Here is an 18,445-nt window from a genome sequence, read left to right on the forward strand (position 1 = left end):
CTTTCTCCTGTGCCGGTTGCTGATCTCAAGGTGAACGAGGCCCGGCGCGCCCATTACATTCGGAAAAATATATATGTAAATTGGCTCGTGAATTGAAACTGGCCTGCCAGCAGACCGGCGTTGCGCCGCTGATTTGGCAGCGAAATTTTGCCGTGTGCCCGCTGCAACGACTGCACTCGTGACGTCGTGCCGCAAGCCTTGGAAGCCGATTGGCAACCTCTGCATGCTGCCAGACATGCCAGCGCATGCGTTCTGACAACAGCCATTAGAATGCTTAGAGCACATTTCAAGATCGCATTGGAGAGATCGGAGCAAAGCCTCACTGCTGAGAGGCCCACTCACGTCGAGCACCTAGGCGATCGGGATCTTTGCGACCTCGGATTTGAACCATTCGCCAAAGGCAATGAGCCGCGGATCGGGGAAATCCGTATCCGGATAGACCAGCCACATCCCCCGTCCGGTGGTCAGGCGGGCCTCATTGAGGCGCACAAGATGCCCAGCAGCCACGTCGGCAGCGGTCAGGCTGACATCGGCCAGCGCAGCACCATGCCCGGCAAAGGCAAGGTCCACGACCCGCGCCCGGCTATCATAGGCAACCATGTCCTGTGGTGGCGCCCCCGCATAACCCAAAAGGTTCAGCCAGGCCTGCCAATCGTCCTTGCGGCCCTCGATGTAGGCCAGGGTCAGCTTGGCAATCTCATCGGCGGACAGTGGCAGACGCCGCCCCGAGACAACCGAGGGCGCCGCCACCGGCACCAGTTCATCACGGTGCAGTTCGACTGCGGTCAGCCCGGGCCACTCCCCGGTGCCGTAGCGCATGCCACCATCAAGATCCGATTTGCGAAAATCGGTATCCGTGGCGCTCATCTCCGGTTCGACCGTGATCTCCGGATACATGGCATGAAACCGCGACAAGCGCGGCAATACGATGCGATTGCCGTAAAAGGGCGTGACCGCCACCCGCAATGTCCCGCTCATCGGATTGCCCTGCAGTTCAATCGCAGCGGCCTCAATCGTGTCGAAGGCCTTGCCGATCCGGTCTGCAAAACGTTTTGCCGCGTCGGTCGGTTGAACCGCACGCCCACGACGCCGGAACAGGCTCATCCCAAAGGCTTCTTCAAGCGATTTGACCTGATGGCTGATGGCGGCATTGGTCACGTTCAGCTCGGCCGCAGCCTCCTTGAAGCTTTCATGCCGGGCGGCAGCTTCGAAGGATCTGAGGGCGTTTAGGACAGGGAGACGTCGAGGCATGGCACCACAATCAAAATTTTCTAATCCATAGTGCTAGAATGTTTCATTTTTATCAACCACGAGATTTTGATAGCCATGGTTCCGCAAAACTTTGAAGGCGCCCGCTCATCGGCCCAAGCCGATCAGCAGCCCACTTGCCCCGCCGCCGCCAAGACAACGCAGCGCGGCCTGTCACGGCAAGGACGGCGCGCGCAAAAAGCGGTCCCGCCCTTATGGCGACCGCTATGGAACCGATTGAGGACCAAGAACCATGTGTGGATTTGTTTGTTTCTGGAATATCAGCGACGCCGGACTGGCCGAGGAGATGATCGCGAAGATCGCCCATCGCGGCCCCGACGAGGTGCATGTCCTCCGGCATGCAGATACCCCCACCATCGAGCCCCCTGCAACAGAGACCGCCTTCACCATGGCCCATTGCCGGTTGTCGATCATCGGCCCCGAGGACGGCGCTCAACCGATCCACCAAACGGGAGACATGCTGGTCGCCAATGGCGAGATCTACAACCACGCCGACCTGCGGGCTATCTTAGGCGATGCGGCGTTTGAAACGGCTTCGGACAGCGAAACGATTATGCACCTGTTCCGCTCCGGGCGCTCCCGCTGGGTCACCCAGCTGGATGGTATGTTCGCCTTTGTCCTGATCACCAAGGACCGCATCATTGCCGCGCGCGATCCCTTGGGGATCAAACCGCTCTACATGGCGCGGCTGGGCGACGGGCTGGTCTTCGCTTCCGAGCTGAAAGCGTTCGACGGCGTCCCGGTCGAGCAGGTCGAAGCGGTCCCGCCCGGACATCTGTTCGACAGCCGCACCGGCTGGCGGCAATGGTATCGCACGCCTCAGGGCGCCGCAGCGGCTGAGCCTGATCTCGATATCAACGGCACCGCGCAGGAGCTGCGTCTGGTGCTGGAGGGGGCCGTTTCCAAATGGATGGTCGCGGATGTGGAGGTCGGCAGCTTCCTCTCCGGCGGGCTGGACAGTTCGATCATCGCGGCGCTGGCGCAGAAGGCACGCAAGGCGCAGGGACTGGGTCCGCTCAAGACCTTTGCCGTCGGCACCAAGGGCAGCCCCGATCTGGTCGCCGCGCGCGCCGTGGCCGACCATATCGGATCAGACCACTACGAGACCGTCTTTACCGCGCAGGACGTGGCAGAGGCCTTGCCGCATGTCCTTTATCATCTGGAATCCGCTGATGTGGACCTGGTGCGCTCAGCGCTGCCCACCCTGTTCGCTGCGCGGCTGGCACGCGCCAAAGTGAAGGCGGTGCTGACCGGTGAAGGCGCCGACGAATTGTTCGCCGGCTATACCTACCACCACGAGTATGTCGACGATCCCCGGGCGCTGGCGGATGAGCTGACCCGCTCCCTTGGCACCATGCACAACATCAATCTGCAACGGGTCGACCGCGTCACCATGTCCGAAAGCCTTGAGGCCCGCACGCCGTTCCTCGACCGGGAGCTGATCGATTTTGCCCAGGCCATCCCCGCCGACCTGAAGATGCGCCGCACCGACCCCGATGCCCCGGATGCAACCGGCGCTACAACGGAAAAATGGATCCTGCGCAAGGCCTGCGACGACCTGCTGCCGCCGGATCTGGTCTGGCGCAAGAAGGCGCAGTTCGACGAAGGCTCCGGCACCGTCGATGCGCTGGAAGAGGCTCTTGCAGCGCTGATCGGCGGCCCCGTCACCCGGCAGTCAGAAGGCGCGCTGTATGAACACCTGCTGCGCGAGGCCTATCGCGACCCCGAGCGGATCCTGGAGGCAGCCGGGTCCTGGGAGGCAGACCGGGTGGTCGCCTGAACCACCGCCTGCCCTCGTCACTAAGAGCACGCGCCCTGATGCAAAATCATCAAGGCGCGCGCTTTTGCTTGTCGGTATATTCGTCTCAGGAACCGCCGGGCACCACAGTCAGCCCCAGCATGTTCCAGCTTTGCATGCCACCGCGATAATAGTAGATTTTCTCGGCCGGGAAGCCCGCCTCGATCATGCGGCGCGCGGCCGTCGGGGATTGGCCGCACCATGGCCCGTTGCAGAACAGGACGACCGAAGGCACCTCGCCCTCGCAGATCCAGCCATCGAAATCCACCTCGCAACCGAATTCCCCCAGCCGGTCGGCCGCCTCGGTATAAGGCACCGACATGGCACCCGGAATTGTGCCTTGCTCATATTGCGGGCGAACGCGCCCATCGACAAGCAGCGCCTCCCCCGATTTCAGGAACTCCAGCACTTCCAGCTCGCCGATGGTTGTCACGCCCGGCGCAGGGGTCATCGGCTGGATGCAAAAATTGGGGCACGGACGCGAGGTTTTGGTCCAAGGTTCACCCAGACGCGCTTCGGGATCCTGATTGCGCTTGATCTCAACAGCGCCGCCAGGCGTTGTCACGGTCACGCTCATCATGTCCTTTGTGATGCCGACCTTATCCGCCAGTGCAGGCGCCGCGATGGCGGCTATACAAAGGCCCAATAGCATTCCACGCATGTCTGAATCCTCCCTCATCTCGTGCGCTTATCACATTCTAAAATTCGAATAACACACAGTCGAGGCATTTTTGATGCGTTCAGATCTCTCTCACTGCCTATGCCCGACGATCCTTGCAACGGCTATGATCCTTGCAGCGGCTATATGGAAGCTCCCCCAAGCGGCCCGCAAGCTTATGAAATCAATAATTTTTGCGCGCGGCGTATTCTTATGAATCGATTTCGCCACGGGTAAATCGCATATCGAGTTCGGACTGCGCGCCGGACGCTTTGCGCTGCGATGACGTCCCGTCGCCCCCGCGCCCCAGCCAGATCAGCCCGGCGACCACCAGACCCAGGTCGATCATCCAAAGCACGGGGCCAAAGATCATTCCGACCCCGTGACTATGGTCCCAGCCCACCATGTGCCCGTATTCTCGCGCCCTAACTGTCGCGGGCACGCCAAGCAGAACCGACAAATAGACCGGCGGGACCACAGGCCCCACCGGTTGTTTCAGTATCGGCCGATCCTGAAGGCGCCGCTTACATCTTGCCGCCGTAGACCGGGAAGAAACTATGTTCGCCATAGTCCTTGATCTTCTCGATGGACTTCAGTGCATCCATATCTGTGTCGGAGATTTCGAAATCCACCGCCGCGTTGTTGGCCATGTGATCCGGGTTTCCGGTCTTCGGCAAAGGCAGCAGGCCCAGCTGCAGACAATAGCGAATGCCAAGCTGCGGGATGCTGACGCCGTATTTCTCGGCCATTGCGCCGACCTCGGTATTCTTGAACAGCTCACCATGACCGACAGGCGAATAGGCCTCGACAAGGATCCCTTTGCTCTTGGTGTAGTCGATCAGGTCAAAGGGCGTGTTGCTGATATGGGCCAGGATCTGGTTCAGCATCGGTTTGACGGTGGCGTTCTCGATCAGGTTGTCGAGATCTTCCTTCTGGAAATTGGACACACCGATGGCGCGCAGTTTGCCTGCTTCAAGCGCCTCTTCCAGCGCTTTCCACGCGGCAAGATTGCCTTCGAAGTACCGGTCGTCGCCTGCAAAATTTTCCCACGGCTGCGGGCTGTGGATGATCATCAGATCGATATAGTCCAACCCCATCGTGGCAAGAGAGCCGTCGATGGCTGCCTTGGCCTCGTCATAGGTCTTGATGCCGGCGTCCAGCTTGGTGGTCACGAAAATCTCGCCGCGGTCCACGCCGCAGTCACGGACTCCTTCGCCAACACCGCGTTCGTTGGCATAGGCCTGCGCGGTGTCGATGTGGCGATAGCCAAGGTTCACAGCCGCCTTGACCGCATCCGCAACTACCGCGTCGTCGATCATCCAGGTGCCAAGACCAAGTTTCGGAATCTCGACGCCATTGGAAAGAGTGTAAGTTTCTTGAAGGATCATTGGGGTTTTCCTTTGTCATAGTGTATCGCCAATGGCTCCCCTGCCGTCGATCGAGCGGCAGAAGTTCCAGTGCGTATCTGATGGGGTGGAACTTATGGCAGGCAGGCTCCTGCGATAATCCATGCAGAATTGAACCCACTGATGAGTTCAGATCATTAATGGCGGAACGCCAAGGCGGCGCGCACTGTGCCATGCGTCCTTGATGCCCGCGGCAACTATCGCCGATGCAAGACCCTTGGGCAGCGAGCAGGTCTAACCCGCCTGCTCGCCCCAAAGATCAGCCGTTGTAGTCTTCGTCGCTGACCTTCTCCATCCAGTCAACGGCGACACCATCGATGCTTTCCTGGATGGCGTGGTGGCTCATGGCGGTGTCAGGCGATGCGCCGTGCCAGTGTTTTTCACCAGCCGGGAACCAGACTACATCGCCTGCGCTAACCTCTTCGACGGGGCCGCCTTCGCGCTGCACACGTCCGCGGCCAAATGTGATGATGATGGTTTGCCCTGCCGGATGAGTGTGCCACGCGGTGCGGGCGCCGGGTTCGAATGTCACATGGGCACCGCTGACCCGCCCGGGGTCTTCGGCCTGAAACACCGGGTCGATCCGGACCGAGCCGGTGAACCAGTCTTCGGGGCCCGGTCTGGACGGCGCGCTGCCGGAACGGATGATTTTCATGGTTGATCTCCTTTCATGCGCGGTCAGCCGCGCAGTTTTTCAAATCGATAGGTCAGCGCCGGACCGCCGGGCTGCACATAGGCCAGCTCGACCGTCGCCATGGCAAAGGGTTCGACAAAACGCCCATTGCGCAGCCCCCCGGTTTCAAGCGGTTCAAACCCGATGTCCCGGATCAGCGTTCCTGCGATCTCTTTTGCCTCCGCATCATCACCATAGGTAAAGACCTGCGGCGCGGGCGTTTGTCCCTTTCGGTCAAACACAGGCCGGAAACTCTCGGACGGGATGGTGTTGAAACACGACACCCAGCGGGCTTTGGGCCGGGCCTTGGCCAGCTCTTCGGCGCCCGAGGACGTTGTGCCCACCACCAGCTCTGTGTTGCTGTCATTCAGCGGCACGCAGCAATTGAGCACGACCTTTCCCGCCAGATCTCCGGCCTGCTGCAGGACATCGTCGATGCGTGACCAATGCACCGCAATAAGCAGCACATCCGCTCCTGCGACCGCGTCGGCAACCGTGCCCGATGTTCCGCCGCAATCGCCTGCGAGACGCGCGAGCTTGGCAGTGCTGCGAGAATAGGAGAAACACACGTCATGACCACAGGCTGCCCAGAGTGCGCCAAGCTTGGCGCCCATAAGGCCGGAGCCGAGAATTCCGATCTTCATCCATCTCTCCTTCTGACTTTGCTGCCTTTCCCAAACCTTCATGCGGTCTTATTGCCCGCGATTTTCAAACACCTCTTTGGCAATGGGCATGGCCGAGAATACCTTTGGCCAGCCCGCGTAGAAGGCAAGGTGCGACAGCATGGCCCCAGCTTCCTCCTGCGAGAGACCATTGTCCATGGCGCGGTTCAGGTGAAAGGTCATCTGCTCAGGCTGACCTGCGGCGATCAAGGCGGCGACGGTCACAAGGCTGCGGTCGCGGGGGGCAAGATCTGGGCGCAGCCAGAGGTCCAGAAACAGCACCTCGCGGGTGTTGTCGACAACACCGATACTGACGTCGCTATAAAGGCCACTGACAAGCTTTTCACGGGCGGCTTCGGCCTCTTTATTGAGCGGCAACAGATCCGGGGACACGGGCGGCAAGGCATCGATCGACACGCCGCGAGCGGCAAACACAGGCGCTGCGGCCTCGGACGCTGCGGTTGCATTGCCAAAACCAGTGTAGAAGGCCAGGTGGGTGATCGTCTCGGACAGCTCTGCCGGGGTCACGCCCGCGTCCAGTGCCAGCGCGACATAGCTGCCAAGATTTTCCGTTTCGTGACGTGTCACAAGCGCTGCGAATGTCAGCAGTGCACGGTCACGCATCGACAGCGCCTCATTGGTCCATTCCGAGCCGAAGATCGTATCCGTGGCATAGGCTTCCAGCGCCGGGGAGACTTGCCCCACTGCATCGGGCAACGTGGTTTTCACATCCTGGGCAAAGGCCGGGCTGGTCATCAGCGCAAAGGCAGAGGCGGCAATAGAGGTCTTCATCGGGATCTCCTGTTGGGTTGCTTCTGCCTGATGATGTGGCCCCTTTTTCCGAAAGCTTAATGCGCGTCCTGATCACCCCACTCATGATGCCATTTCATGAATGCCTAGCCTCATACCCTTCCTTTGGTCTCAGCCGCGTTCACGCAGAGCCTCCAGCACCACGCTGAACGCCGAGGACGGGCGCTGGCGGCTGGGGTAATAAAGGTGGAAGCCCGGAAAATAGGGAGAATAATCGCCAAGGCACATCTGCAGCGCGCCACTGTCGAGACGCGACTGGGCAAGGCGTTCCGGGATGAGGGCAAGACCATGCCCATCCGTGGCCGCCTGCATCACTGGATTGACCGTGTTGAAACAGGCCTGACCTTTGACTTTGACGTTGATCTCGTTGCCGTCCTTGTCCTCAAACTCCCAGGCATAAAGCGCGCCGTGGGTGGAAAGACGCAGGTTGATACAGCGGTGATCGGACAGGTCCTGCGGCACCTTTGGTGTGCCCATTTCCTTGAAATACTCAGGGGCACCGACACAGACCATCCGCTCATCCGGGCCGATCCGCATAGCGATCATCCCCTCGCTGACCTGATCACCATAGCGCACCCCTGCATCGCATTGTGACGCCGCCAGATCGGTATAGCCGTAGTCCATGACAAACTCGATATTCACCGAAGGATACTTCTTGAGCACCGGCGACAGCTTGGGCCACAGGATGCTTTCGATGGCGTATTCCACTGCCACGATCCGCACTGTCCCCGTTGGCTGATCCTGCGCGTCATTCAGCGCCTGCAACCGATTTTCGATCTTCTCGAAACAGGGGTTGAGCGTGGCAAGCAGGTCCTCTCCCTCGATGGTCGGGGCAACACTGCGTGTGGTGCGCGTCAGAAGGCGCAAGCCCAGCCGCTGCTCCAGCCCCTTGATTGTATGGCTCAGCGCGGATTGCGACACGTTCAGCCGTGCCGCAGCCCGCGTGAAACTGCGCTCTTCCGCAACAGCGGCAAAGGCAATCAGGTCGTTGATGTTCTCGCGTATCATGAAAGGGGCCGGGATTTGTGTGTTGTTGCTCATGGTCGTTCTTCCACAATCTATGTCCGGCCTTCATGAAATCGATGGTTAAGTTGCGCTTCAGTCGAGGTATTCCTCCTCCGTGACCTTCTCACCCCAACTGACGGCCGAGCCATCGACCACGGCCTGAATGGCGTAATGTGTCACCGATGTGCTGTCGCTTGCGCCGTGCCAGTGTTCAACACCGGGCGGGCACCAGACCACATCACCGGCCTTGATGACCTGCTTGTCCTGACCGCGCTCCTGGGTCCAGCCGGTGCCATGGGTAACGACCAGCATCTGCCCTGCCGGATGCGTATGCCAAGCAGAGCGGGCGCCGGGAAGAAACGTCACCTCGCCAGCGCTGACATTATTCATCTGGGGGCCGAATACAGGGGAGATATAGGCCGTACCGGTAAAGACCGTGCCGCTTCCAATTTGGCCGGGCCGGTCTTCGTGCCGGCTGATCTCCACGGATTGGGCAAAGGCGGTTGAGGCGGCGAGCATGAGCGCGGGGGCCGTGAGCATGAGTTTCATGGCATTTGTCCTTTTTGGTTGATCGCGTTGGATAGGACAAAAGGTAGAGAGCTCCGCCAGCCGGATCATGGGCCTGTTCTGCACAGCATTCATGACGGCTTCTCATGAATGCTGTGCAGCAGGCCGGGATTATCCAATGCGGAGAATGGAGTATCTTGGTCCTGTACCTCGTAGCCAACCGTCCAAGGAGATCCCCATGTGTGAAGCCTGCAACCAAAAGGCCGAAATCCTGACCCGCGAGGGCGAAAGCCGCCGGTCCTTCCTCGGCGGCACCGCGGCTATGGCAACTGCCCCGCTCGCCGCTGCGGCCCTGTCCAGCGCGGCCAAGGCGCAGGAGGCCGCAAGCCCGCTTGGCGCCAGCAATGTACAAAGCTGGGCCGCCTTCGACACCAGCGGATCCTTTGCACCGCACACCATCCCTCGCCGTGCAGCCGGTCCAAAGGATGTGGTGGTCGAAATCCTGTACAGCTCGATCTGCCACTCGGACATCCACACCTACAAAGGCGACTGGGGCATGCCGACCTTTCCGCTGGTCCCTGGCCATGAAATGGTGGGCCGTGTCACCGGCGTCGGCGCCGAGGTGACCAAGTTCCGCGAAGGCGACATCGCAGGTGTAGGCACCATGGTCGACAGCTGCGGCGAATGTGCGAACTGTCTCGCTGACCGGGAACAGAATTGCCTGAATGGCACCACCTTCACCTACAACTCCCCGGACAAGATCTCGGGCGGGGTCACATATGGTGGTTACTCGAAGAAGATCGTCGTGAAAGAGGACTTTGCCCTTCGCATTCCGCCGGGGGTGGATGTCGCGGGTTTTGCGCCTCTGCTGTGCGCAGGTATCACGACTTTCTCGCCGATCAACCACTGGGATTTGCAGCCCGGGCAGCGCTATGGCGTGATCGGCATGGGTGGTCTTGGCCACCTTGCGGTAAAGCTCGCCGCTGCAAAAGGTGCCGAGGTTGTCGTCTTCACCACATCCAAGGATAAGCTGGAGGACGCGAAATCCTTTGGTGCATCCGAGGCTTATCTCTGGTCCAATGAAGACGCCATGCGCCGGCAGATGGGCAGTTTTGATCTTATGCTCTCCACGGTGCCGGTGGCCTACCCGATGCAACCATTCCTCAATATGCTCAAGCTCGACAAGACCCTGGTCAATGTTGGCGCGCTGTTCCCCATCGAAGGGGCGCATGGCATGATGATGGGGTTCGGCCGTCAAAGCCTGGCAGGTTCGATGACCGGTGGCATCGCCGAAACGCAGCAGGTCATTGATTTTGCCGCCCATCACGGCATCGCAGCGACCTATGAAATGATCACTCCGGATCAGATCGGCGCGGCTTGTGAAAAGGTCGTCAGAAAACAGGCCCGCTATCGCTATGTGATCGACATGACCAAGGCCTGATCATCATGGCCAAGGCGGGACACTCAATTACGCCTTGGTCGCATTTCAGGAAATCTGAGGAGGACAATGAACGTGAACTGGCTCAAAACTCCGGCTTTGGCACTGATGAGTGCGCTCGCGCTGTCCGCTCCCGTCGTGGCAGAAACATCTGGTACAGCGACACAGAAAGAAGGCACCATGACCAAAATCGAGTTCATATTTGGCGAAGACCGCCTCTCAGCAACGCTGGACGATACTGCTGCCGGACGGGATTTTGCGGCGATGCTGCCGCTTGAGCTGACCCTTACGGATTACCACGGGGTCGAAAAGGTCGCGGACTTGCCCCGCAAACTTGACACAACAGGCGCACCGGCAAGCTACAAGCCCGAAACCGGCGACATCACGTTATATGCGCCTTGGGGCAATCTGGCGATCTTCTACAAACCGTTCCAGAACTCCCGCGGCTTGGTGCGTCTCGGGGCGTTCGATGGCGATATCGCACCTTTGGTGCGTTCCGCCCCCTACACAGTCCGCATAGAAATCGCCGACTGACACGGTTGCCGGTCAGCAGGTTTCCAGCGGTCATCCAGTGGCACAGAAATGCCTCCCGACCGGCATGTCCTGCGCGGCATTTACTGTACTCCTTGTTCCTGTCCCGAGGACGCTGAACTGCAAGCGTCACCTAGTGAAACGGGGTGAGAAATCGAAGGTATAGGTACCCGGCGCCAGCGCCTTGGGAGCACGTGGGTACCGTGTTTTTTGCGCCGCCTGCAATGCGGCATGGTCCAGCGTCGAACTGCCGGAGCTGCGCACGACAGAGGCCCCGATCAGCCGTCCTTGGGTCGAAACTTTCAGGCGCACGCGGGCTTTGCCCTGATCGCCGCCACGGGGGCGCCGCATCTGGCGTTCAATCCTAGACAGGATGGCCGCGCCCCAGCGGCGTTTCAGCTTGGCATCCCGGGCAGCGTTTCCGGTGCTGGCTTCGTCGCCCCCATTGTCACCACGGGCGCTGCGCTGGCCGCTGCCTGCTGCCTGCTGGTTCACGGCCACCGAGGTCGCTGCCGGTTTTGCCTCTGCCGGAGCCTCAGCTGCTGGCGCCGGTTTGGGCGGCGGGGCTGGCGCAGGCGGTGCCGGAGCAACCGGCGGAGGCGCAGGCGGTGGGGGAGCAGGCGGCGGCGGTGGGGGTGCGGGTTTTTCGGGTGCGGCCTCTGCCTGGGCCGCCGGGGCCAGCACGGCCAGAGCGGAGGTTGGAAGGTCCGGCACAGAGGACGGGCTGGCAGACGGGACGGGCTGCGGATTGGCGATTGGAGCGGGCTGCACTACGGCAGACATCTGAGTGGTGATCTCCTGCGGGCGCCGCCATTTGGACACCTGCTGGGCCAGCTCAGCCGATGCCGCCACCAGCGTGATCTGACCCGTGCCGCCGCTGCCCTCTGCCTCTGTGCCGCCATCCGGAAGCGCCAGAAAGGGCAGCGCGTGCAAAAGCGCCGCCGAGGCAAGGCATGCCGGAAAGAGCGCGATACGGCTCATGATCCGGTTCCGGTCAATGTCACCGATGCGATGCCCGCCGCCCTGAGCCTGGCAATCAGCGCCGCAACTTCATGTGCCGGAACTTGGGCATCCGCCCGCAGGGTCAGCACCCCAATCTGCCCGGCCTGCGCCGTCACTGCAGCGATGGCGCCCTCGTCCTGCGCGCCCGCGAAATGCAGGCGGCCATCGGCGGCCATGAACAGCACGGCCTCGGGCGCCGAGGGATCTCCGCTCTCCAGTTTCGGCGGCACCACCGCAAAGGGCGCGCGCGGCGCGATTTGCGAGGACAGGAGGAAGAAGATCAGCAGCAGGAAGACCACGTTGATCATCGGCAGGATCGGCTCACCCGTCTCGCGCTTTTTCGGTGTGGAGAAATCCATGCCGCTCACTCCATGACCACAAGGCCGGTAAAGCCTGCATCAGTCAGAAGCACCGCAGCATCCATCATCTGCTGGAGCGACGCTGTTTTGTCCGGTTGCAGTATAATGGCGTCCGACATCTCCTGCGTCAGCGGGATCAGCCGCGCCGCCAAGGCATTAGCTGCGACCGGAACTCCGTTCAGATGCAGCCCGTCCGCTGTGACCAGCACTAGCCGGGGCGGCCCCTGATAGGCGGCTCCTGCCCCGCCCATAGTGAGCGGAACCACCCGGTCGCGGCCGAATTGCGAGGCCAGCATGAAGAACACCAACAGCAGGAACACCACGTCGATCATCGGCGCGAGGCTGATGCGCTTTTTCCGGCGCGGTGTTCCGAAGGCCAGTGTCATTGCGCGGCCTGAGGTTGTGCCGGTCGGGCAGCGGCTGCGGTGAAGACGCGGGTGGCGGCATCCTCCATCCGGGCCTGTTCACGCTCGGCCAGTCCTTCGATCCAGGAGGCCAGCGCCGAGGCCGGGATCGCCACGGCCATGCCTGCCGCCGTGGTCAAAAGCGCCTCCCAGATGCCGCCAGCGAGCACCGAAGGATCCGCGCCGCTGCCGCTTTCCTGCAGCGCCTGAAAAGCGCCGATCATGCCGAGCACGGTCCCCAAGAGGCCGACCAGCGGCGCAATCGCCGCGATCAGCTCCAGCGGGCGCAGACCATGACGCAAAGCGGCCAGCTCGGCCTTGGCGATGCGGGTGGTTTCCTTTTCTGCGGTTTCGGGACTGAACTCGGGCGTCAGCAGCGCCATCATCGCCGACCGGGTGACCCGGTCCAGCGGCGTGCGCCCGGGTGCAATAGGCACCGCCCCTCCGGCCCGCCATTGATCCAGCCATGTTTCGGATTGCGGCCTGCGCCAGACCCCGACCTGTGCCAGCCCGATCAGGCGCCACAGAAACAGGGCGAGTGTCAGAACCGACAGCGCGCCGATGACCCAGAGTGCGGGACCGCCGCGGGCCATGAAATCGAAAAGAGGGGCAAAGGACATAGCAGCCTCCGTCAGTGGCCCGGAAGTCCCGGGGTGGTTTGCTCAGCGCCGCGGTCAAAACGTGCCGAATAGAAGTCTGCCGGACGGTCGTGACCCGGCCAGATGGTGCAGGCGCGGCCCGCCTGCGTCAACGCCGCTGCCTGCATCTGCACGCGCTCAGGCATCGACCGCCCTCCGGGCGTTGGATACCTTCCACTCCAGCGCGCCGCTGTGGACGGCCTTGTAGACGGCTTTTCCGATGGCTTCGCCGGTGGCGGTGTGCAGCCCGGCATAGGGATTTGCCCCGGCAGGTGCAGCAACCGCGACGCAGTCGGTGCCGGTGCCCGTTGCGGTTCCACCGCCGCCCGGCAGCTCAAACCCTGCTTCCATCACGGCTGCGGTGCGGGCCTGAACAACGATGCTAAGCGCCTCAATCAGCCCGGCCTGCGTCAGCCCTTCGGAAAGGCGCAGGGCGACATTGATGGTGCCCCAGTCGCGGCGGGAATAGTCCACCCGGCTGCCGATCCGTTCACCGTTTGACAAGCCGACGGTGGCCACCGCATGGGCCGAAATTCCCTCGATCGTGGCCAAGGCTTCGCAATAGTGCCGCACATCGCGCGAGGTGAGGAAAGCGACCGCGTCGCTGCTGCCGCGCTCTGCCAATTCGTCCGCGAACCATTCGGTGACATCCAGATCGCGCGGCAGGTCGCTGTTCCTGACCTCGCGCCACAGGATGCGGCGAGCGGTGACAAATCCGGGCCGGTTCACCGCCCAGCTCAGCACCTGCATCTCGGCGCCGAGATCAAACTCGATCCATGGGCGCTGCAGGGTGACCGCGCCCATCACAGCACCTCCAGCGGCTGGAATATCGGGCCCTGCTCTGTGGTCTCGTGCCAGACCGAGATGCCAAAGGCGCGCGCCATCAGATCGGGCGTCAGCACCTCGGCGGGCGGGCCATCGGCCATGATACCGCCCTCGGCCAGCAGGATCAGCCGCGTACAGTGACGAGCAGCCAGTCCCAGATCGTGCAGGGACACCAGCGCCGCGCGCCCTTCTGCGGCGAGGCTGGCAAAGACCTCCATGGTGGAGATCTGATGCGAGGGATCCAGCCCGGCAGAGGGCTCATCCGCCATCAGGAGTGGCGTATCCTGGGCCAGCGCCCGGGCGATCAATGCGCGGGCCTGCTCGCCGCCTGACAGGCGCGAGGCGGCCCGCTTGCGGAACGAGTCCAGTCCCATGCGAGAGATTGCCTGATCCACCAGGGCCTGATCGGCGGCTGGCAGTCGCCGCCCCTGCGGCAAATGCGGCAGACGGCCCAGCGCCACCAGTCGCTCCACCGGGATCGGCCAGGCGATCTCGCGCGATTGCGGCATCCAGGCCACTGTGTGGGCTCTTTCAGAAGCATTCATTGTGGCCAGCGAACTGCTGCCCGTAGCCGGGATGAGCCCTAGCGCGGCCCGCATCAGGCTGGTTTTCCCGGCGCCATTCGGACCCAGCAAGCCGACAAACTCACCCTTGCCAATCTCAAAGGACACATCGCGCAGCACCGGACGGTCGCGCAGGGTTACAGAAAGGTGCTGAACCGAAAGGACGCTCATGCCAGCCCCTTCCGCGTCTTGTAGATCAGGTGCAGGAACAGGGGCGCGCCAACCAGAGCGGTGACCACGCCCAGCTTCAGATCGCGGGTGGGCAGGATCAGCCGCACGGCAATATCCGCCAGTTGCAACATGATCGCGCCGCCAAGGGCGGAGGCCCAGAGCAGCCGCGAGGGTTGCCCGTCGACGAACGGACGCAGAATATGCGGCACCACCAGCCCGACAAAGCCGATGGCGCCCGCAACTGCCGTGGTACCACCGGCAATACTGGCCGTGCCGACGACCAGAAGCCAGCGCAGCTGCCTCAGGTTCACGCCCATGGTCTGGGCAGCATCCTCGCCCAGAGTCAGCGCATCCAGCCCGCGCCCCAGCGGCAGCAGGATCACCATCCCGGCCAGCACAAAGGGCAGCGCCAGCCAGACATGTTGCATCGAGCGGTCCGATAGCGACCCCATCATCCAGAAGACGATCTCATTAGCAGCAAAGGGATTGGGCGAGAGGTTCAGAACCAGCGAGGTCAGCGCCCCTGCCATTGCCGAAATGGCGATACCCGCGAGGATCAGCGTCAGTGATCCCCCATGCTGCCCGGCCAGCGCCATCACCAGAAACACACCGCCCAGAGCCCCAGCCAGCGCCGACAGCGGCAGGCCCAGCGTGGCGGTGGCAGCGAGGCCGGTGTTGATTGCCAATACTGCCCCCAGCGCCGCCGAGGAGGACACACCGATCAGCCCCGGCTCGGCCAGCGGGTTGCGCAGGTAGCCTTGCATCGCCGCGCCCGCCAGCCCCAGCCCGGCGCCGATCACCGCGGCAAGGATTGCCCGCGGCAGCCGGATTTCACGCATCACCAGACTGAGAGGTCCATAGCCATCGTCAAACAGGGCAGCCAGGCTCTCGCCCACACCGACATCTGCAGGCCCCACCGTCAGGGAGATCAGGAACAGTGCCAGCACCGCCGCCGAGAGGCACAGCATGAGCCGGGTCATTGGCGGGCCTCACGTTCCATGAAGGCACGGCGCTCTGCCGCAAGTGTCTCTACCGCGCGCAACACATGCGGTGTCGGGCAGATCCAGTCGGCATTGCGGATTTCCCCGGCGCCGCTACGCCCGGCCAGCATGCGCACCAACGGATGTTTCAGGATTTCCTCGCTGCGGGAATTGCGCGGATAGGCGGTTGTGCCGACCAGCAGATCCGGCTCTGACAGCACCAGCAGCTCCAGCGGCAGCTGCCCGGAATGGGCATAGCCCAGTTCATCGGCGATATTGCGAAAACCTGCCGCCTCCAGGATTTGCCCGGCCAGCGTCTGATGGCCTGCAGTATATCCGTTGGCCGCATAAAGCGCGGCGCGCGGGCGATCATCCCGGGCATCCGCCCGCAGAAACTCCAACTGCTGGTCAAAATCCGCCAGCAACCGGCGCGCGGCCTCCTGACGGCCCAGCGCCTCACCTACCTCGACGATGCGGGTTCGGACATCCTCCAGCGAAAAGGCTGACCCGAATTCCGCCAGCGGCACGCCAAGGCGGCGCAGCATATCCATCGTTGCAGGCGCCGAAGATGCGCCAGCGATCACCAGATCCGGCTTCAGCAGGTAGATTTCTTCCGCCAGCCCGTGATTGACCGGATAGGCCTGCGCCTCTTCGGCCATGGCCGAGGCCCGCGGATCCCGGGCGACGAAGGAAATCGAGATCAGCTGTCCAGGCGCGGCCAGCATCATCGCCATCTGATCCACGCAGAGATTCATCGTAACAACGCGCGACGGCCCGGCAAAGGCTCCGGTGGCGGCCCAGAAAAGGGCCAGGGCTATGCCGGGCAGCCAGCGCATCGATCAGAAGGAGGCCCGGACGCCGATATAGGCGGCGCGGCCGCGTTTCGCGTAGCCCCAGACGTCCGAGTATTCCTCGTCAAACAGATTGGTGACACGTCCGGTCAGGACCACATTCGGGTTCAGCTCATACTGGGCCGAGACATCGACGGTGGTGTAATCCGGCAGCTCGGCCGTGGCATAGGTGCCAAAGAACTGGCTGTCCCAGTTGCCTGCCACATGGCGGACATCCGCAGTGATGGAGCCGCGACCATTGAAAGTATCGAGCGTGGCGCTCAGCAGCAGTTCGTGTTCGGGGCGGCGCACCTCGACCGTACCATTGGGGTTGGTGGCATCCAGATAGGTGTAGGACAGACGGAGATCGAGGTTTTCCGTGGCCTCAAGGCTGGCCGCCAGTTCGACACCTTTGCGCTCGCTGTCTCCGGCCTGATTGCGGAAGGAGAAGGTGGTCGCATTCACCATATAGGCTTCGATCTCACCCGCCAGCGTCTCGTCGAAATAGGTCACATCAACCAGCCCGCGCCCCTGCAGGAACGGCACCTCGACACCCAGATCAAAGCTGCGGTTTTCTTCGGGCTGCAAGTTCTGATTGCCCAGATAGGTAGTGGCACCAAAGGTGCTGTTGGCAAAGAGCTCAAAATAGGTCGGGTTCACGATACCGGTGCCGGCCGAGCCATGCAGGCGCACACCGCTGCCCGCAAAGGTATAGGACGCACTGGCGTTCCAGCTGGTGGCATCTTCGAAGGCATTGTTGTTGTCGCGGCGCACGCCCAGTTGCAGATCCAGACCATTGGCAAAGCTGCCACGGTATTCCAGCGCGATCGAATTGGTTTTGCGCGCAAAGGCCGGGTTGGAACGGCTGGAATCCTCTTCCCATTCCAGAATGGCGTTCAGCAGGTGATCTGTCAGCTCTACCGACTGGCCATCAAGGCCAAAGCTCAGCAGGTATTTCGCCGCTTCCGTCTTGGTCTCGGTCAGGGCGCCACCGTTGTAGGATTGGTCAAAATCCGTACGCTCGTAAGACAGACGGTGTTTCAGGCGTCCACCCAACGTGTCGAGCTCGGCAAAGATCTGAGCCAGCTGTTCATCGCGGTCGCTGAACTGCGTGGGATCATCCACCACATAGCTGGCCGCATCGGTCGCGGTAAAAGACGTGCTGTCGCTGTCAAAACGCTCTTCCGAGGCACGCAGGTTGAAGCCGAGCTTCAGCCGTTCGGTGACAAGATAGTCACCCTTCAGCTGCGCGGTGTTGCGGCGGATACCATCCTCTTCGCCGCCGCTGCCGGAGAAGTCGTAGCCATCGTCATTATCATGGGCGAGGTTGAGCGAAATGCCTCCGCGTTCGGTCCGGGACGACACCCGCGCCGAGGCCCGGTAGCCGTCCGAGCCGACTTCGGCGCTGCCACCGTATTCGGTGCCGATGCCGCCACTCTTGGTGATGATGTTGATCACACCCGCCGAGGCGTTGGATCCGTAGAACACCGATTGCGGGCCGCGCAGCACCTCGATCCGCTCGATATTGGCGGTATCAAGGCCAGACAGGATATAGTCGCTGTCGCCGCCCGAGGCCTCGATGCCGTCGATCAGGATCAGGGTGTGGTTGGCTTCGGCGCCACGGATGCGGACCTGTGTAAAGCTGTCACCTGCACCGGTGACCATCAGACCGGGAACCGACCGCAGTGCATCTTGAACCGTGGTGATGCCGCGCTGTTCGATCTCTTCGCTGGTCACGACCGAAACCGAGCGACCGTATTTCTGCGCCTCGACAGGGGTAAAACCACCGGAGACGATGAGTTCGCCCAGATCGATGATCTCCGCCTCCTGGGCGGTTGCAATTGCGGGGGTAGTGACCATCAGGGTGGCGGCCAGGGACAAGCTTACCTTGCGCATCGTTTCAGTTCTCCCAGCCT

At 62.1% G+C, this 18,445-nt stretch carries 22 protein-coding genes; 3 read left to right on the top strand and 19 right to left on the bottom strand.

The window, feature by feature from the left end; all coding sequences use genetic code 11:
• Window positions 1-351 precede the first annotated feature (351 nt).
• Entirely contained in the window at window positions 352-1,251 is a 900-nt protein-coding gene (locus SM763_RS04710) for a LysR substrate-binding domain-containing protein (protein WP_368997785.1), read from the bottom strand.
• A 250-nt stretch (window positions 1,252-1,501) separates the two neighbouring features.
• Between SM763_RS04710 and asnB the strand changes: the two genes are divergently transcribed.
• Window positions 1,502-3,049 (top strand): asparagine synthase (glutamine-hydrolyzing), encoded by a 1,548-nt coding sequence (gene asnB, locus SM763_RS04715; protein ID WP_368997787.1) that lies wholly within the window; start codon window positions 1,502-1,504, stop codon window positions 3,047-3,049.
• 85 nt (window positions 3,050-3,134) lie between these two features.
• Here asnB and SM763_RS04720 read toward each other — a convergent pair whose 3' ends face one another.
• The 8 genes from SM763_RS04720 to SM763_RS04755 all read right to left on the bottom strand — a co-directional run bounded on the left by SM763_RS04720 (window position 3,135) and on the right by SM763_RS04755 (window position 8,830).
• The gene (locus SM763_RS04720; protein WP_342455925.1) at window positions 3,135-3,728 is read right to left on the bottom strand and encodes a rhodanese-like domain-containing protein; all 594 of its coding nucleotides are present in this window, start codon (window positions 3,726-3,728) and stop codon (window positions 3,135-3,137) included.
• A 208-nt stretch (window positions 3,729-3,936) separates the two neighbouring features.
• Window positions 3,937-4,131: a hypothetical protein gene (locus SM763_RS04725; protein ID WP_368997789.1), complete on the bottom strand. Its 195-nt coding sequence runs from the start codon at window positions 4,129-4,131 to the stop codon at window positions 3,937-3,939.
• A 118-nt stretch (window positions 4,132-4,249) separates the two neighbouring features.
• Window positions 4,250-5,113, bottom strand: coding sequence for an aldo/keto reductase (locus tag SM763_RS04730; protein ID WP_368997791.1), 864 nt, complete (start codon window positions 5,111-5,113; stop codon window positions 4,250-4,252).
• A 277-nt stretch (window positions 5,114-5,390) separates the two neighbouring features.
• Window positions 5,391-5,786, bottom strand: coding sequence for a (R)-mandelonitrile lyase (locus SM763_RS04735; RefSeq protein ID WP_065271027.1), 396 nt, complete (start codon window positions 5,784-5,786; stop codon window positions 5,391-5,393).
• Window positions 5,787-5,809: 23 nt separating this feature from the next.
• On the bottom strand, window positions 5,810-6,448 hold the full coding sequence (locus SM763_RS04740; RefSeq protein ID WP_368997792.1) for an NADPH-dependent F420 reductase: 639 nt from the start codon (window positions 6,446-6,448) through the stop codon (window positions 5,810-5,812).
• Between the two features lie 48 nt (window positions 6,449-6,496).
• Window positions 6,497-7,258: a carboxymuconolactone decarboxylase family protein gene (locus SM763_RS04745; protein ID WP_274832348.1), complete on the bottom strand. Its 762-nt coding sequence runs from the start codon at window positions 7,256-7,258 to the stop codon at window positions 6,497-6,499.
• A 129-nt stretch (window positions 7,259-7,387) separates the two neighbouring features.
• Window positions 7,388-8,317 carry a LysR family transcriptional regulator gene (locus tag SM763_RS04750; protein WP_368997794.1) on the bottom strand — a complete coding sequence of 310 codons (930 nt, stop codon included), beginning with the start codon at window positions 8,315-8,317 and terminating at the stop codon, window positions 7,388-7,390.
• Window positions 8,318-8,374: 57 nt separating this feature from the next.
• Complete coding sequence (locus SM763_RS04755; RefSeq protein WP_274828182.1) at window positions 8,375-8,830, bottom strand: (R)-mandelonitrile lyase; 456 nt, start codon at window positions 8,828-8,830, stop codon at window positions 8,375-8,377.
• Between the two features lie 196 nt (window positions 8,831-9,026).
• Between SM763_RS04755 and SM763_RS04760 the strand changes: the two genes are divergently transcribed.
• Together SM763_RS04760 and SM763_RS04765 are read left to right on the top strand one after the other, a co-directional pair.
• Window positions 9,027-10,229, top strand: a complete 1,203-nt coding sequence (locus SM763_RS04760; RefSeq protein ID WP_368997796.1) for an NAD(P)-dependent alcohol dehydrogenase — start codon at window positions 9,027-9,029, stop codon at window positions 10,227-10,229.
• A gap of 72 nt (window positions 10,230-10,301) precedes the next feature.
• A complete protein-coding gene (locus SM763_RS04765; RefSeq protein ID WP_368997798.1) occupies window positions 10,302-10,760 on the top strand; it encodes a cyclophilin-like fold protein in 459 nt (152 codons plus the stop codon).
• A 126-nt stretch (window positions 10,761-10,886) separates the two neighbouring features.
• On the opposite strand, the gene SM763_RS04770 is transcribed toward SM763_RS04765, so the two are convergent.
• The 10 genes from SM763_RS04770 to SM763_RS04815 are packed head-to-tail and all read right to left on the bottom strand — an operon-like array spanning window position 10,887 to window position 18,425.
• A complete protein-coding gene (locus SM763_RS04770) occupies window positions 10,887-11,738 on the bottom strand; it encodes an energy transducer TonB family protein (RefSeq protein WP_368997800.1) in 852 nt (283 codons plus the stop codon).
• Entirely contained in the window at window positions 11,735-12,118 is a 384-nt protein-coding gene (locus SM763_RS04775) for a biopolymer transporter ExbD (protein WP_368997801.1), read from the bottom strand. Before SM763_RS04775 ends, SM763_RS04770 begins: the two co-directional genes overlap by 4 nt.
• A gap of 5 nt (window positions 12,119-12,123) precedes the next feature.
• Complete coding sequence (locus tag SM763_RS04780) at window positions 12,124-12,504, bottom strand: ExbD/TolR family protein (RefSeq protein ID WP_368997802.1); 381 nt, start codon at window positions 12,502-12,504, stop codon at window positions 12,124-12,126.
• Complete coding sequence (locus SM763_RS04785) at window positions 12,501-13,142, bottom strand: MotA/TolQ/ExbB proton channel family protein (RefSeq protein WP_368997804.1); 642 nt, start codon at window positions 13,140-13,142, stop codon at window positions 12,501-12,503. The genes SM763_RS04780 and SM763_RS04785 overlap by 4 nt, the downstream gene beginning before the upstream one ends.
• Window positions 13,143-13,153: 11 nt before the next feature.
• Window positions 13,154-13,306: a hypothetical protein gene (locus SM763_RS04790; protein WP_368997805.1), complete on the bottom strand. Its 153-nt coding sequence runs from the start codon at window positions 13,304-13,306 to the stop codon at window positions 13,154-13,156.
• Window positions 13,299-13,964: an adenosylcobinamide amidohydrolase gene (locus tag SM763_RS04795; RefSeq protein ID WP_368997807.1), complete on the bottom strand. Its 666-nt coding sequence runs from the start codon at window positions 13,962-13,964 to the stop codon at window positions 13,299-13,301. The genes SM763_RS04790 and SM763_RS04795 overlap by 8 nt, the downstream gene beginning before the upstream one ends.
• Complete coding sequence (locus SM763_RS04800) at window positions 13,964-14,719, bottom strand: ABC transporter ATP-binding protein (RefSeq protein WP_368997809.1); 756 nt, start codon at window positions 14,717-14,719, stop codon at window positions 13,964-13,966. The genes SM763_RS04795 and SM763_RS04800 overlap by 1 nt, the downstream gene beginning before the upstream one ends.
• Window positions 14,716-15,699, bottom strand: coding sequence for a FecCD family ABC transporter permease (locus SM763_RS04805; RefSeq protein ID WP_065271038.1), 984 nt, complete (start codon window positions 15,697-15,699; stop codon window positions 14,716-14,718). The genes SM763_RS04800 and SM763_RS04805 overlap by 4 nt, the downstream gene beginning before the upstream one ends.
• Window positions 15,696-16,535 (bottom strand): ABC transporter substrate-binding protein, encoded by an 840-nt coding sequence (locus SM763_RS04810; protein ID WP_368997811.1) that lies wholly within the window; start codon window positions 16,533-16,535, stop codon window positions 15,696-15,698. The genes SM763_RS04805 and SM763_RS04810 overlap by 4 nt, the downstream gene beginning before the upstream one ends.
• Window positions 16,536-16,538: 3 nt before the next feature.
• A complete protein-coding gene (locus SM763_RS04815; RefSeq protein WP_368997812.1) occupies window positions 16,539-18,425 on the bottom strand; it encodes a TonB-dependent receptor plug domain-containing protein in 1,887 nt (628 codons plus the stop codon).
• Window positions 18,426-18,445: the final 20 nt, after the last annotated feature.

The organism is Pseudophaeobacter sp. C1-32P7 (genome assembly GCF_041008775.1).
Classification (GTDB): Bacteria; Pseudomonadota; Alphaproteobacteria; order Rhodobacterales; family Rhodobacteraceae; genus Phycobacter; species Phycobacter gallaeciensis_A.

Excerpts from the sequence above, each read along its gene's own strand:
- SM763_RS04815 (WP_368997812.1), bottom strand. The coding sequence starts at position 18,425 with ATGCGCAAGGTAAGCTTGTCCCTGGCCGCCACCCTGATGGTCACTACC.
- SM763_RS04745 (WP_274832348.1), bottom strand. The coding sequence starts at position 7,258 with ATGAAGACCTCTATTGCCGCCTCTGCCTTTGCGCTGATGACCAGCCCG.
- SM763_RS04800 (WP_368997809.1), bottom strand. The coding sequence starts at position 14,719 with ATGAGCGTCCTTTCGGTTCAGCACCTTTCTGTAACCCTGCGCGACCGT.
- asnB (WP_368997787.1), top strand. The coding sequence starts at position 1,502 with ATGTGTGGATTTGTTTGTTTCTGGAATATCAGCGACGCCGGACTGGCC.
- SM763_RS04810 (WP_368997811.1), bottom strand. The coding sequence starts at position 16,535 with ATGCGCTGGCTGCCCGGCATAGCCCTGGCCCTTTTCTGGGCCGCCACC.
- SM763_RS04750 (WP_368997794.1), bottom strand. The coding sequence starts at position 8,317 with ATGAGCAACAACACACAAATCCCGGCCCCTTTCATGATACGCGAGAAC.
- SM763_RS04735 (WP_065271027.1), bottom strand. The coding sequence starts at position 5,786 with ATGAAAATCATCCGTTCCGGCAGCGCGCCGTCCAGACCGGGCCCCGAA.
- SM763_RS04720 (WP_342455925.1), bottom strand. The coding sequence starts at position 3,728 with ATGCGTGGAATGCTATTGGGCCTTTGTATAGCCGCCATCGCGGCGCCT.
- SM763_RS04785 (WP_368997804.1), bottom strand. The coding sequence starts at position 13,142 with ATGTCCTTTGCCCCTCTTTTCGATTTCATGGCCCGCGGCGGTCCCGCA.
- SM763_RS04770 (WP_368997800.1), bottom strand. The coding sequence starts at position 11,738 with ATGAGCCGTATCGCGCTCTTTCCGGCATGCCTTGCCTCGGCGGCGCTT.
- SM763_RS04775 (WP_368997801.1), bottom strand. The coding sequence starts at position 12,118 with ATGGATTTCTCCACACCGAAAAAGCGCGAGACGGGTGAGCCGATCCTG.
- SM763_RS04795 (WP_368997807.1), bottom strand. The coding sequence starts at position 13,964 with ATGGGCGCGGTCACCCTGCAGCGCCCATGGATCGAGTTTGATCTCGGC.
- SM763_RS04790 (WP_368997805.1), bottom strand. The coding sequence starts at position 13,306 with ATGCCTGAGCGCGTGCAGATGCAGGCAGCGGCGTTGACGCAGGCGGGC.
- SM763_RS04730 (WP_368997791.1), bottom strand. The coding sequence starts at position 5,113 with ATGATCCTTCAAGAAACTTACACTCTTTCCAATGGCGTCGAGATTCCG.
- SM763_RS04710 (WP_368997785.1), bottom strand. The coding sequence starts at position 1,251 with ATGCCTCGACGTCTCCCTGTCCTAAACGCCCTCAGATCCTTCGAAGCT.
- SM763_RS04725 (WP_368997789.1), bottom strand. The coding sequence starts at position 4,131 with ATGGTGGGCTGGGACCATAGTCACGGGGTCGGAATGATCTTTGGCCCC.
- SM763_RS04780 (WP_368997802.1), bottom strand. The coding sequence starts at position 12,504 with ATGACACTGGCCTTCGGAACACCGCGCCGGAAAAAGCGCATCAGCCTC.
- SM763_RS04805 (WP_065271038.1), bottom strand. The coding sequence starts at position 15,699 with ATGACCCGGCTCATGCTGTGCCTCTCGGCGGCGGTGCTGGCACTGTTC.
- SM763_RS04740 (WP_368997792.1), bottom strand. The coding sequence starts at position 6,448 with ATGAAGATCGGAATTCTCGGCTCCGGCCTTATGGGCGCCAAGCTTGGC.
- SM763_RS04755 (WP_274828182.1), bottom strand. The coding sequence starts at position 8,830 with ATGAAACTCATGCTCACGGCCCCCGCGCTCATGCTCGCCGCCTCAACC.
- SM763_RS04760 (WP_368997796.1), top strand. The coding sequence starts at position 9,027 with ATGTGTGAAGCCTGCAACCAAAAGGCCGAAATCCTGACCCGCGAGGGC.